This window comes from Shewanella sp. MF05913 (assembly GCF_059758095.1).
The window spans coordinates 238,220-252,526 of sequence record NZ_JCAYNT010000003.1 but is presented as its reverse complement, the minus strand read 5'-3'; the positions used below and the strand labels follow the sequence as shown (position 1 = coordinate 252,526).

Genomic DNA, 14,307 nt, shown 5'->3' with positions numbered 1-14,307 from the left:
AACAACGTTACTTCCAGCTAATATGAGTTGTTAGCGTATGGCTCTCACCGGGGGCGAGTACGACTTTATCTTCTAATACATTGGCCGCTTCTAAGCACACCATTGAAAGATAATCATCATTATTAAAACGCGACAATCTCACTGATTTGTCTATCCATGGATTCCACAATACCGCTGATTGGCTATTCTCACGGCTTACCACAATAGTCCCTTGTTGCGTATGCAACTCTTGGCAACTGGCTAAGTCGGTATAAACGCGATCGGTTTCCCGATCAAAGGTGACAGTATCTTGAGGTTGTTGGATAGGTCCTTGTCCAAATTCAATGTATTTTGATTGGCTAAAGCCACTGGCGGTTAGTTGATGAATATCATCAATCGGGAAATAGCTGTGCAACGCTTGAGTTAAGCTAACACTCGTATCGTCATTATTGGTATTCACAATACTGACTGACAATGATTCGCCTAAGGTAAATAGCACTTTGACTTCGGTGTTATGTGGCCAATATTGACGTTCAAATTCTGTTGTTGGCAAGCTAAACACCAAATCAACAATTTGGTTACGCATCTTGATTGACTCAAGTTTCCACAGCTTATTACGAGCAAAACCGTGTTGAGGGAAATCAGGGTTTTCATTCATACCAAACCACGGCCAGCACACAGGGATGCCACCACGAATACCATTACCCGGTTGATAATCATCAGCCGATGAAACCCACAATAGAGGGGGTTTACCCACAGGAATAAATTGGTCTATCTGGGCGCCTTGCATAAAAATTCGTGCCTGACAAAGCTCAGTGTCTACCTTGACATACTCAAGACCATTTGGGTGTTTTAGGGTGGTAACAGAACCCATAGTGTGTGTCCTTGTGTTAAAATCTGTTTAAAATAATTGTTGTCGTCTTAACAGACGATAAGCCGCTAGCTTACCGTATTTCTTCCCGTACGATAATACTCTTATCGTGTGCAGCCTATTGTCTGTAGCGTGTTGAATTAGTGATGAAGAGTCTGGGATAAATGGCGGGAGAGGGATTATGTGCGAGTAAAATACAACAGCCTATTATTTGCAGGCATCGCGACATCTTCTGTAAGAATAAGCCCTTGTTGTTTAGCTAAAGTGGTTATCCATTCAATATCCCGTATACCGCTTAATGGATGTTGCTGCTTTAGCCAAAGGTCAAACTGTGCATTACTGTCGCTGGTAAATTCACCTGAATAATTAAACGGCCCATAAATAGCAACACATCCTTTAGGCGCGAGTGTTTTACCACAACCCACAAAAAAGGCTTCTACTAATTCACAGCTCATGATGTGTAGTGTATTTGCTGTATAAATCGCATCGATAGCGACCACTAATTTTGGCCACGACTGACTGACATCAAGTTCGATGCCATCAGCTAGGTTGTTAAGCGGGTAGTGCTGTAATCGTGCCTGTAAATTATCGAGGTAATGTGGCTGGTCACTAGGCTGCCAGCGAAGCTGCGTTAAATGCTCTGCAAAAAATACACAATGCTGCCCAGTACCGCTGCCAATTTCTAGCACCTGTGAAGTGTGGCTTAACCACTGTGCCAGATGAGTTAATATTGCATGTTTATTGTTTTCGCATGCCTGTGAAAAAGGCAATTGCGCGAGTGGGATAGTATTTTGCATTACGATAGATCGACTTTTTCCATTTCCAGTTGCTGTAAGGCTATGACAGCTTGTGTACGATTGCGCACGCCAAGTTTTCGAAATATCGCTGTTGCATGAGCTTTAATGGTCGCTTCCGACACACCAAAATCATAGGCTATTTGCTTGTTGAGCAGCCCCTCGGCAAACATTTGCAATACTCGATATTGCTGTGGAGTTAAATCCGATAGACGGCTGGCCATTTTATCGGTTGGATCGTCAGACACTGGCACCAATTGAGTACCGCTAGGTAACCAAATATCACCGTATAATACCGCGGTGAGCGCATCAGTTAATGACTCCATAGAGGCAGATTTAGGAATAAATCCACTGCTTCCATAATGGACCGCACGGCTAATAGTATTAATGTCTTCGTGGGCCGAAATTACCACCACAGGAATATCTGGATAGTGAGTTCGAAGATGGATCAAGGTCGAATAACCATGAGATCCAGGCATTTGTAAATCCAGCAGTATGAGATCAAATTGACATTGTTTGTTATTCAGCACATTTTCCAGCGCTTCAGCACTGTCGGCTTCAACCCATTGAGTTTGGTTGAATGCACTGCTCAATGCCTGTCGTAAGGCATTGCGAAATAACGGATGATCATCTGCAATGACGATATTTAAATTTTCGAGCTTCATGGCGTTTTTTATTCTATGTTGCACGTGAAGATTAATTCAATGTAACAGAAAACCAATCGAGTGTTCTATTGCTTTGTGCATCAAAATGATGCTTTTTTGTGAATAATACCATTGTGCGTTAATAAGTGATGACTCAACGAGAGTTTAAAAGGGCTTAAACAAGGGGCATGACTGAATGAATAGTGGTCCTTTTTCGAAGCTATACAACGCAGTGTAAGCCCTTTAAACACTCGCCCGAAAGGAATGTCCCAGAGGATTATCTCTGCGTACTCGCTATGTGAAAGAGAACGACCATTATTGTATCGCGGCGCCTCAAACTGAACAATCTGAGTGACTCTGATTGGTCACATAATTAATGGAAATGGTATTACTTATTTAATGCGGATTGGTGTAAGCAGCAAAGTATGACTTTAGTTTAGGTTTACATCACAGTTTGTTCGATAGCAGCGCAGCACAATGGCTGCGCTGACAAAGACTGCCATTAAGCGTGAGGCCACACTTGTGTAGGTTGTCGATTTTCATCAATTGCAACAAAGGTAAATACACCGCGAATAGCATGTTCACGATGATCTTTGTACATGTCTTCTACATAAATATTCACCTCTACTTTTAGTGAGGTGTTACCCACATGGATCACTTTAGCAATCAATTCCGCTAAGCTGCCCGCTGGAATGGATTTTTTAAAATCAATACGGTCAGAGCTTACAGTGACTAACGATTTACGACAAAAACGTGTCGCGGCAATAAAGGCCGTTTCATCCATCCACGCTAATGCGTCTCCACCAAACAAGGTGTTGTGATGATTAGTGTTAGAGGGAAAAATGGCTTTAAATACTCGCGCTTCAGAATGGATAATGCGTGCAGCGATATCTTCAGGAAAATCAGTTTCAGTTTGATCTGGATTTTGAGCAAGGGACATACAACGACCTAAAATTAAACAATAGACAGGATTAAACGCGGCGCATTGTACTGTATGAGCTTAAGCGGTGTCGAATATTACCCAATGTGGTTTGTTTTCTCTGTGCTAGTCGAGCAGTAAATGTTCAAATACAGGGTTAGCGCTGAGTACATCAATACGTCTAATGTCAGTTAATATAATGTCTATTGGTTGCTGTTGTTGAGTGACGCCGCGAATCGCTTCGTGTTTTGTGCCACTTTGTTGCACGATTGTCGTTTGAGTAAAGTGGCCCACAATTTCAACACCAGAATGCAAGCTTAACTTCACTTGATACTGATGTAAGCACATGATTTCGATTAAATCATAATGAGCACAATTAATTGGGGGCATTTACTCTTTTTATCCTTTCAGCATTCATCATTCAATGCACAGATGCAAAGTCTCAATTCATTTACGTGGGTGAGTTAATCGCACATCTAGTGACGTAATAAATAGTCGTGCAATTAATCAGGTAGCTAATCACTTCGCTAGCTACATCACTAACAGCATCACTAGCTACATCGTTAATATCGTAATAGTACCGTCGATACTTCATGGTTATTACCATCGACAGTGACTATATAGAGTCTGTCGAACTCGCTTGCATCATTTATGGCAGGCTGTTTTTCTGCACCAAGCAGCTCTGCCAGTGCGGTCGTGGTATTGCTGTGGCCGATCACCAAAATATGCCCTTGCTGACTTAACAATACTTCTGCTGCTTTTTGAAGATCTGTAGGATCATATAAACTGGGTGCCAGATGCTGCTCTTCAGCAACCGCCAATGCGGTTTCACGCGTGCGCTTATAGTCTGTGGTATACACTTTGGCTAACGGGGTGCTTGATAATACTTGAGCTAAACGGATGGCCCGCAGTTTCCCCTGTGCAGATAAGCTCGGATCTTTTCCCTCAAGCTTTTCTGCATGTCTTACCAAATAAAACACTTTTGCTTTAGCATTTATCATTTGCATAGGCATGTCGGTATTTGATGTCTGTGCCATTAATGAACTGCTGAATAGCATAAGAAAGAAGGTGAGTGCATATCGAATGTCATTAGTCATGTATTAATCCATTAATTTGATGGTCATTGTGTTACCGAAAAAGCGCTTTATTTTATCTATCAACACGTTCGGCGTTTATCCTAGCAATAAACTCTCGTTTATGCAGGTCTTCTTTTTTTCGCTTAATCGCTGCACCAACATATAGATTTATGATGTGGACATTGCCGTTCAGTGCTTTATGTATTAGAAATTATAGATGATTTTAGCTGTGATATGAATGAGATGGACTATTGTTAATTCGTACCTTATTTTCTTTTAAAGCAGCAAGACTTGCTTTAGCAAGACATTCATTACCATGCTCACAGGATTGGTTAACTATTAAGGAAAGGATATGCCTGAATCGTTAGAGGCTCAAATTATTCAATTAGAACCAGATGATGCACTACCTTTATGGCGCCACACCATTTTTATGCGCATATTTACTGTGCTAGCCGTACTGAGTATCCCTTTGTATATCACAAGCGTTTACGTATGTATTGACCAAGGGATTTGGTACATGGCGGCCTTTGATACACTCTGGTATGGCTTGTTGCTATTCATTCTCTTTTGGCCTTCGTTAGCAGATAACACCCGATATATATGGGGTTGTTTGTTGGCTTTTTTTGTCGGTGCAGGATTTTTGCTCGCGGTTGGGCCTTCAGGTGCGGGTTTGTTTTGGTTGTTTACCTTTCCACCGTTAACCAGTGTGCTGCTTGGCGCAAAGCCTGCGGTAATCGCTCAGGTTGTTAATGCTGTCTTGTTAATACTCACAGGAATTGCATTTCATTACGATTGGTTGCATTGGCCTGTGATTGAACACTTTTCAACGACAATTTGGTATGTTGTCGTGATTAACTTTTTGGCTACCTGTGCCATAGTGACCCAATCTATTTCTTTTTTGCTGGGTAAATTGACCCATTCATTGCAATCGACATTAGCATCAAGACAAGCGACCGTGATTGGGTTAGCAAAATTAGCGGAGTATCGAGACAATGATACTGGTGCTCATCTTATTAGAATGCAGCAATACGCTAATATGCTCGCAAAACAAAGACTAGATGATGAACACGTGCCAGCAGAGTTAACAGAAGCTTTTATCAAAGAAATCAGCTTGTCATCGATTTTGCACGACATTGGCAAGGTAGGAATTGCAGACCATATTTTACTTAAACCCGGTAGATTAACCCCTGAGGAGTTTGAACACATCAAAGCCCATCCTGTTATGGGGGCTAAAGTGATCGATAGCTTGCTGAAATATGCACCTCAATGTGAATTTCTGTTGATGGGGCGAGACATTGCTGGTGGTCATCATGAGAAGTGGGATGGCAGCGGTTATCCAAAAGGCCTTAAAGGTGAATTAATCCCATTGTCAGCAAGGATTGTGGCATTGGTTGATGTGTATGATGCGTTAACCTCTCCGCGTTGCTATAAGCGTCCATTTACACATGAAGAAGCCAAAGAGATAATAACGGCAGGTCGGGGTAATCACTTTGACCCAGCACTAGTTGACAGCTTTATGACAATTGAACAACGCTTTGCTGATTTATCGCAGGCCTCTTTGGCACACCATTCAGCAAGTTATGAGCCATAGATAATCAACTTTTACAGTTGATTAAGTGTGCCGTAGGCAACGTCGTTAACAACATGCCCGCTCTCATTTTATCGTTGCACATAAAAATGCCAGTTTGTGTAAACTGGCATTTTTTATGAGCATATGGCTTTATTTATTTGCAAGCATGCTGATGCTTGCAAATAAATTGAACTGGAATTACTTAGCCAATAGATTTTTGCGGTCACGAGAAGCTTGCGCTAATTCACGCAATAACGTTTCAGAATCAGCCCAATGCAAACACGCATCCGTAATACTTTGACCATACACTAAAGGCTCGCCTTTAATCACTTTCTGATTACCTTCAATCATAAAGCTCTCAGCCATAATACCGGCAATGGCGGTACTACCATTGCGCATTTGCGCCATGATACTGTCTGCAACGTTTAATTGATTCTTATGCTGCTTTTCGCTGTTTCCGTGGCTAAAGTCGACAACCATACGTTGGGTTACGCCGACGGTTTCAAGCTGTGCGCGTGCAACTTCAATATCTTCAGCTGAATAGTTAGGGGTTTTACCACCACGTAAAATAATGTGACCAAACGGATTACCGTGTGTGCGGTAAACGGCCATGGCACCGTCTTTATCTGGAGAGTAAAAAATATGCGGTGCTTGCGCGGCACGAACAGCATCTACAGCAATATTAATATTACCGTCAGTGCCATTTTTAAAGCCAACAGGACAAGACAAAGCAGAAGCCATTTCACGGTGGATTTGGCTTTCCGTCGTACGTGCACCAATGGCACCCCAGGTGATTAGATCAGCAATATATTGTCCGTTCACCATGTCTAAAAACTCAGTCGCAATCGGCAATTTAAGTTCAGTGATTTGCTGTAACAACTGACGAGCCATACGTAAGCCTTTATTTGGGCTAAAGCTGCCATCTAAATCGGGATCTGAAATTAAGCCTTTCCAGCCCACAATCGTACGTGGCTTTTCAAAATACACACGCATCAAGATGCATAAGTCGTCTTTAAGCTCATGGTGAAGGTCTGATAAGCGCTGCGCGTATTCTAGTGCGGCTTTAGTGTCGTGAATGGAGCAAGGTCCAATAATTACGAGCAAACGTTGATCTTCGCCCGCAATGATGGCTTCAACTTCGCGACGCTGAGCAACAAGGTAATCAGCTGCATCTTGAGTTAAAGGATATTCTGAAGCCAACTGAGCAGGAGAAATAACTTTGCTTAATAAGGTTGTTCTGAGTTCATCTGTTTTAATAGTCATGCATATTACCGAGAAATCGTGAGATGCATCTGCATCATATTGCTCGAGATTATATACCCAAAGAAGTTAAAGATGCGAGGCTTAGCCTAGGATTGTAGGCACTAAAAAACAGATTGCCTTAAAAGCCAAAGGCGAATCAACCTAAGTCAACATCGCCATTTGATGATTTTTTATGCTATTTAAAGCCCAAATCGATTGTTTATTTATCAGAACATGTGGCGTTTAAGACCGGTAATATCGAGAATTTTAGTGGCAATTTCTTCAACCGAATGATTGGTGGTATTCACGAATGGGATGCGCTCTTTTTTGTACATCATCTCAACTTCTTTGACTTCAAGGCGGCATTGTCTTAGTGAAGAATAGCGACTGTTTTCCATGCGACTTTGACGTATTTCATGCAAACGATGAGGATCAATGGTTAACCCAAAAAGCTTCGATTTATTGCGTTTGAGTGCTTCAGGTAACTTGAGGTTATCCATGTCATCTTCAGTAAAGGGGTAGTTTGCAGCCTTTATACCAAACTGCATCGATAGATATAAGCTCGACGGTGTTTTACCACAGCGTGATACACCTAATAGAATAATATCGGCTTTATCCATGTGTTTCATGGTTTGGCCGTCATCGTTTTCCATCGTGTAGTTAATGGCATCGATACGGGTTTCATAGCCATGATTACTTTTACCATGAGTACGGTGCAATAAAGGCTTAGCTTGTACGCCTAAGTGTTGTTCGAGTGGCGCAACAAAGGTGTTCAAAAAGTCATAATCGACACATTCACTCGAAAAAATCACGTTACGAATTTCAGGATTAATGATTGAGTGGAACACTAACGGTCTTTCACCTGTTGTAATAAAACAATCATTTATTTGCTGCTTAACTTTTTGAGCTTTTTGAATAGTTTCCACAAACGGAATCGTAAGTGCTTCAAATTCTATAGGAAATTGTGAAAGTACGGCATGACCAAAAACCTCTGCTGTGATCGCGGTCCCATCTGAAATATAGAATACTTTTGGTGTCATTCTGACCTCTTGTAGTAATAAAATTACAAATAAAATTATAGATTTACGCGTCTTGTATGGGAGTGTAAGATGCTATTGCCCTCGTGTGAAGTGGCCACTGAAATAAAAAACTTGCGGAGATAAAACTGTGCAGCAATACGTACTCTGGTATCAAGAATTAGGCATGGGTGATGTAAACAAGGTTGGCGGAAAAAACGCATCCCTTGGAGAGATGATCAGCAATCTGGCTAATGCAGGGGTTCAAGTTCCTGGCGGTTTTGCAACGACCTCTCATGCGTTCAATGAGTTCCTTGAACAAAGTGGAGTTAACCAGAAGATTTTTGACATTCTGGCTACATTGGATGTGGATGATGTCAATGAACTGGCAAAAGTAGGTGCACAGATCAGACAGTGGGTTATCGAAACCCCATTCCAACCAGCGCTTGAAGAAGCGATTCGTGAAGCTTATGAGCAATTGTCGAGTGAAACACAAGACGCCTCATTTGCGGTACGTTCATCAGCAACTGCTGAAGACATGCCAGACGCATCGTTTGCAGGCCAACAAGAAACATTCTTAAACGTTAAAGGCTTTGATGCCGTCATGCTAGCAATTAAGCATGTTTACGCTTCACTCTTTAACGACCGTGCAATCTCTTATCGTGTTCATCAAGGTTACGAGCATCAAGGTGTTGCTTTATCTGCTGGCGTACAACGTATGGTGCGTTCAGACAAAGCGGCTTCTGGTGTTATGTTTACTATGGACACTGAGTCGGGCAACAACGACGTTGTATTTATCACTTCATCATTTGGTTTGGGTGAAATGGTAGTGCAGGGCGCGGTTAACCCTGATGAATTCTACGTGCACAAGCCAATTTTATCCCAAGGTCATGATGCTGTAGTGCGTCGTAACATTGGCAGTAAGTTGATTCAGATGGTTTACTCTGATGATGCTTCTCATGGCAAACAAGTTAAAATCGAAGACGTTGCTGCAGATCAGCGCCGTATATTCTCTATCAATGATGCAGAAGTGATGGAGCTTGCAAAGCAAGCTGTGATCATTGAGCAACATTATGGCCGTGCGATGGACATCGAATGGGCAAAAGATGGTAATGACGGCAAGCTGTATATTGTACAAGCGCGTCCAGAAACAGTTCGCAGCCGTGAAGATGTGCAATTAATTGAACGTTACCATTTAAAAACCAAAGGCGATGTGATCTGCGAAGGTCGTGCTATTGGTCATAAAATTGGTACCGGTATTGCCAAGGTATTAACCTCAATTGACCAAATGGATCAAATTGAGCCAGGTGATGTGTTAGTGACTGACATGACTGACCCAGATTGGGAACCTATCATGAAACGCGCTAGTGCGATTGTCACCAACCGTGGTGGCCGTACTTGTCATGCTGCGATTATCGCTCGTGAATTAGGTGTGCCAGCTGTTGTAGGTTGTGGTGACGTGACCGACCGCATCAAAACCGGCGATATTGTTACCGTTTCATGCGCCGAAGGTGATACAGGCCTTATTTACTCTGGTAAACAAGAATTTGAAATCATCACAAACCGTGTTGATACATTGCCGCCATTACCAATGAAAATCATGATGAACGTCGGTAACCCTGATCGTGCATTCGACTTTGCTCGTTTACCTAACGAAGGTGTCGGTTTAGCGCGTTTAGAGTTCATCATTAACCGCATGATTGGTATTCACCCTAAAGCGCTATTAGACTTCAACGACCAAACTGCTGAATTACAATCAGAAATCAATGACATGATTGCCGGTTACGATTCGCCTGTTGAATTTTATATTGCACGCTTAGTGGAAGGTATTGCGACTATCGCCTCTGCGTTTTACCCGAAAAAAGTTATCGTACGTATGTCTGACTTTAAGTCTAACGAATACGCAAACTTAGTCGGCGGTGACCGTTATGAGCCTGAAGAAGAAAACCCAATGTTGGGCTTCCGTGGTGCTAGCCGTTATATTTCTGAATCATTCCGCGATTGTTTCGCACTAGAATGTGAAGCGATTAAACGTGTTCGCAACCAAATGGGCTTAACCAACGTTGAAGTGATGATCCCATTTGTTCGTACCGTAAGCGAAGCTTCTCAAGTTATCGAATTACTTAAAGAGCAAGGGCTAGAACGTGGTAAAGATGGTTTACGCGTTATTATGATGTGTGAATTACCTTCTAATGCCTTGTTAGCTGACCAATTCCTAGAGCATTTCGATGGTTTCTCTATCGGCTCTAACGATTTAACTCAGCTAACACTAGGTTTAGACCGCGACTCAGGAATCATCAGTCACTTGTTCGATGAGCGTGATGAAGCCGTTAAAGTATTATTGGCTATGGCCATTAAAGCGGCTAAAGCGAAAGGTGCTTACGTTGGTATTTGTGGTCAAGGCCCATCAGACCACTCTGACTTTGCAGCTTGGTTAGTTGAACAAGGTATCGACACCGTGTCATTAAATCCAGACACCGTTATTGATACTTGGCTATATCTTGCCGAAGCGCATGGTTAATTTAGCCTAAATAGCGTTAAAAATTGCAGCTCAACCTGCAATTTTATCAAGTTGTCATAAAAGCCGCTTTTTAGCGGCTTTTTTTTGTTTATAATGAACTCAATATACCCATAATAAATAAGTCCTCTATGTTACCTTTGCTATCACATAAACAAACATTAGAACCTATCTATCTAGAATATCTCGACGCGCTTGAACAAAGTGAGTTTGAAGGTGAAATAGACAAGCGTTACAGTGCGCGGCTTATTCAAGCAACCGATAACTCGGTATATCAATTTTTGCCCCAAGCCGTCATTTACCCATTGCATCAGCAAGATGTTGAACTCGTTTTGGCATTAGCCTCTCAACCTCAATATAAGCAAGTGACCTTTAGTGCTCGCGGTGGCGGTACAGGAACCAATGGCCAATCACTGACCCACGGACTTATTTTAGATGTGTCTCGCCATCTAAACCAAGTGCTCGAGATTAATGCCGAAGAAGGTTGGGCGAGGGTACAAGCAGGTGTGGTAAAAGATGCATTAAATGACGCATTGCGGCCACATGGTTTCTTTTTTAGTCCAGATTTATCAACGTCAAACCGTGCCACCATTGGCGGCATGGTCAATACAGATGCGTCTGGTGCAGGCTCATTGGTTTACGGTAAAACATCCGATCATGTATTGGGCGTGACGAGCGTGCTTATCGATGGCAGCGTACTTTGTACAACGCCTGTGGCCAACCCACTGCTTGATCAACAACCCTATGGCGACAATCAATTAGCCAACACTATCGCTAAGCAAATCGCAGATGTATGCCGCGAAAAGCGCAGCACCATTATTGAGCGTTTCCCAAAGCTAAATCGCTTCCTAACAGGGTACGATTTAAAGCATGTGTGGAATGATGATCTAACACAGTTTGATCTGTCACGTATTTTAGCGGGCTCAGAAGGTACGCTTGCGGTTATAACCGAAACCAAACTTAACCTCACGCCGTTACCCAAAACACGCATGATGGTGAACATAAAATATGACTCATTTGAATCAGCACTGCGTCATGCTCCATCATTAGTTAAAGCCAACGCGACCGTGGTTGAAACCGTCGACTCAAAAGTGCTCAACCTTGCTCGAGAAGATATTATTTGGCACTCGGTGGCAGACCAAATCAAAGCGGTGCCAAACAAGATCATTGAAGGTCTTAACATGGTTGAGTTTGCTGGTGAAGATGATGATGTGATCCAAAAAATTGCCCAGCTTGAACAAATGCTGTCAGAACAACTGAGTCATGAGCAATATGGTTTAGTGGGTTTTCAAATCATTAAAGACCGCAGTGACATAGACAGTATTTACGCCATGCGCAAAAAGGCCGTCGGGCTACTTGGCGCCACAAAAGGCACTCGCAAACCGCTAGCGTTTGCTGAAGACACCGCCGTACCACCCGAAAACCTAGCCGACTATATTATGGCGTTTCGTGCACTACTCGATAGCCATAATTTACAATATGGCATGTTTGGCCATGTAGATGCAGGTGTATTGCATGTGCGCCCCGCATTAGATATGTGCGATCAAGCCGATGAGAAACTCTTAAAAGTCATCTCCGATCAAGTGGCTGCGTTAACCCTTAAATATGGTGGCTTAATGTGGGGCGAACACGGTAAAGGAGTACGCGGCGAATATGGCCCTGCGGTATTTGGCGATGAGCTTTATGCTGTGCTTGAGCAAATTAAAGGCTGGTTTGACCCAGACAATCGCTTAAATCCGGGTAAATTAGTCGCACCGCCAAAGTCTGGCCCGTTAATGTTCAATGTCGACAGTGCCAAACGTGGCAGTTTCGACAGACAAATTCCGGTGCAAACGCGTAACGCATTCCCAGATGTTATGAACTGTAATGGTAATGGATTGTGCTTTAACTACAGCAGCTATTCGCCCATGTGTCCGTCATTTAAAGCCACCGGCGACAGAGTACAGTCACCTAAAGGTCGTGCAGGTCTTATGCGTGAATGGCTTCGTTTACTTGAAGCAGAAGGTGTCGATGTCGACGCATTAGCAAAGTCAAAACCACTAGGGTGGATGCAGCGTACCCAAAATACCCTCAATAACCAACGTGATTACGATTACTCACATGAGGTAATGGAGTCACTTAAAGGCTGTTTGGCCTGTAAGGCTTGTTCAGGGCAATGCCCTGTTAAAGTGGATGTGCCTAAGTTTAGAGCGCAGTTCTTTAATATTTATTACAAACGTTATTTACGCCCAGCCAAAGACTATTTAGTGGCAGGTATCGAAGACTCGTTGCCACTGATGGCTGCAATGCCAAAATTAACCAATTTGGCCTCGCAAAATCCACTGAGCCAGTGGGTCATTAAAAAAGCCATTGGTTATGTGGATGCGCCTAAACTGTCGGTTCCCACATTAAAGCAACGCTTAGACGGCCATGGTAGTCGAGGTTATGATTTAGATGCTTTATGCGCTATACCAGAAGCTGAACGCAGCCAATATGTATTAGTGGTACAAGATCCATTTAACAGTTTTTATGATGCAGGTTTAGTGTATCGCTTTATTCAATTGATTGAAAAATTGGGCTTAAAACCGGTATTACTGCCGTTTAAACCCAATGGTAAACCGACGCACATTAAAGGTTTTTTAGACAAGTTTGCCAAAACAGCGCAAAACAGTGCCGATTTTTTAAATCGCGTTCACGCGTTGGGCATGCCGATGGTCGGCCTCGATCCTGCTCTAGTGTTATGCTATCGAGACGAATACAAAGAGGTATTAGGCCAACGTCGTGGTCCGTTTGAAGTGTTGCTAGCCAATGAATGGTTAAGCTTGGTCGTTGCAGCACGCAATGAATCAGCACCGTTAACAAATGATGCCCCAGAGTTTACCTGGTTTAGCCACTGCACAGAGTCAACTGCCAAGCCCAATACCGCTAACGAGTGGAAAGCCATATTCAGTCACTTTGGTGCTAAGCTCAACAGTGTCAATTTAGGCTGTTGTGGTATGGCGGGAACTTATGGCCATGAGCTAGAAAACCTTGAGCGTTCAGAGCAGTTGTTTGACATGTCATGGCAACCGACGATTGCGCAAATAGCCACACACAGCCAGGTGTTAGTGTCAGGGTATTCTTGCCGTAGCCAGGTTAAACGCTTTGCAGGGTTTAAACCTCAGCATCCAATTGAAGCATTACTTAAATTAATCAACTAAATGCATTAACGACATTAAACAAGGTAATAATATGGCAGATGAAACAGCAGCATTACATTCATTTACCCACTCAGGTGAGGCTGCGCTGTGCAGTGAAGACGTGCTGTTTCATATTCAATCCAATGGTGATTGGCTGTATTTAAATAGCCCATTACCGCCTAAGTTTGCTGCACTGTTTAGCAGTATTTTGCATTGCATCGACAACGAATATTACCTTATTACCCCAGTTGAAAAGGTGAGAGTCAGTGTCGACAGTTACCCGTTGATATTGGTGGATTATGAGGCGAGTTCAATAATAGAATCGCCTCACAATACTCAATTAACCTTTACCAGCAGTATTGGCACACATCTTCAAACAGTTAATCTTGCTGATGTTATCGTTACCGATGATGGCATTTATGCCCCTTTGGTTAGAGGCTTAGTCGGCCAACTTAATCGTGCTTGTTATTATCGATACATTAATGAGTATTTATCTTGTGACTAAAAATACTTCTTATCA

General features: G+C 42.7%; 12 protein-coding genes. 4 read left to right on the top strand and 8 right to left on the bottom strand.

The genetic code is table 11. The features are described from left to right. Positions 1-7: 7 nt before the first annotated feature. From AC19MV_RS06810 to AC19MV_RS06785, 6 genes are all read right to left on the bottom strand, one after another. Positions 8-853, bottom strand: a complete 846-nt coding sequence (locus AC19MV_RS06810; RefSeq protein ID WP_498306570.1) for a D-hexose-6-phosphate mutarotase — start codon at positions 851-853, stop codon at positions 8-10. Positions 854-1,029: 176 nt separating this feature from the next. Beyond that, positions 1,030-1,647, bottom strand: a complete 618-nt coding sequence (locus AC19MV_RS06805) for a DUF938 domain-containing protein (protein ID WP_498306568.1) — start codon at positions 1,645-1,647, stop codon at positions 1,030-1,032. After that, a complete protein-coding gene (locus AC19MV_RS06800) occupies positions 1,647-2,309 on the bottom strand; it encodes a response regulator transcription factor (protein ID WP_432404842.1) in 663 nt (220 codons plus the stop codon). The genes AC19MV_RS06805 and AC19MV_RS06800 overlap by 1 nt, the downstream gene beginning before the upstream one ends. A 481-nt stretch (positions 2,310-2,790) precedes the next feature. After that, entirely contained in the window at positions 2,791-3,228 is a 438-nt protein-coding gene (locus AC19MV_RS06795; protein ID WP_432404845.1) for an acyl-CoA thioesterase, read from the bottom strand. 105 nt (positions 3,229-3,333) lie between these two features. After that, positions 3,334-3,597, bottom strand: a complete 264-nt coding sequence (locus AC19MV_RS06790; protein ID WP_498306566.1) for a Rho-binding antiterminator — start codon at positions 3,595-3,597, stop codon at positions 3,334-3,336. 173 nt (positions 3,598-3,770) lie between these two features. Then, positions 3,771-4,304, bottom strand: coding sequence for a SixA phosphatase family protein (locus AC19MV_RS06785; protein ID WP_498306564.1), 534 nt, complete (start codon positions 4,302-4,304; stop codon positions 3,771-3,773). Between the two features lie 331 nt (positions 4,305-4,635). Between AC19MV_RS06785 and AC19MV_RS06780 the strand changes: the two genes are divergently transcribed. Next, complete coding sequence (locus AC19MV_RS06780; protein WP_498306562.1) at positions 4,636-5,874, top strand: HD-GYP domain-containing protein; 1,239 nt, start codon at positions 4,636-4,638, stop codon at positions 5,872-5,874. 177 nt (positions 5,875-6,051) lie between these two features. Here the strand turns inward: AC19MV_RS06780 and AC19MV_RS06775 are convergent, their stop codons facing one another. Next, the gene (locus AC19MV_RS06775; RefSeq protein ID WP_498306560.1) at positions 6,052-7,116 is read right to left on the bottom strand and encodes a 3-deoxy-7-phosphoheptulonate synthase; all 1,065 of its coding nucleotides are present in this window, start codon (positions 7,114-7,116) and stop codon (positions 6,052-6,054) included. Between the two features lie 206 nt (positions 7,117-7,322). Beyond that, the gene (gene ppsR, locus AC19MV_RS06770; protein WP_188952407.1) at positions 7,323-8,135 is read right to left on the bottom strand and encodes a posphoenolpyruvate synthetase regulatory kinase/phosphorylase PpsR; all 813 of its coding nucleotides are present in this window, start codon (positions 8,133-8,135) and stop codon (positions 7,323-7,325) included. Positions 8,136-8,262: 127 nt separating this feature from the next. Here ppsR and ppsA point away from each other — a divergent pair, with 127 nt between their 5' ends. The 3 genes from ppsA to AC19MV_RS06755 all read left to right on the top strand — a co-directional run bounded on the left by ppsA (position 8,263) and on the right by AC19MV_RS06755 (position 14,292). Then, positions 8,263-10,632: a phosphoenolpyruvate synthase gene (gene ppsA / locus AC19MV_RS06765; RefSeq protein ID WP_432404863.1), complete on the top strand. Its 2,370-nt coding sequence runs from the start codon at positions 8,263-8,265 to the stop codon at positions 10,630-10,632. A gap of 128 nt (positions 10,633-10,760) precedes the next feature. Next, complete coding sequence (gene ydiJ / locus AC19MV_RS06760; RefSeq protein WP_498306559.1) at positions 10,761-13,808, top strand: D-2-hydroxyglutarate dehydrogenase YdiJ; 3,048 nt, start codon at positions 10,761-10,763, stop codon at positions 13,806-13,808. A 31-nt stretch (positions 13,809-13,839) separates the two neighbouring features. After that, complete coding sequence (locus tag AC19MV_RS06755; protein ID WP_498306557.1) at positions 13,840-14,292, top strand: DUF1285 domain-containing protein; 453 nt, start codon at positions 13,840-13,842, stop codon at positions 14,290-14,292. The last annotated feature ends 15 nt before the right edge of the window (positions 14,293-14,307 follow it).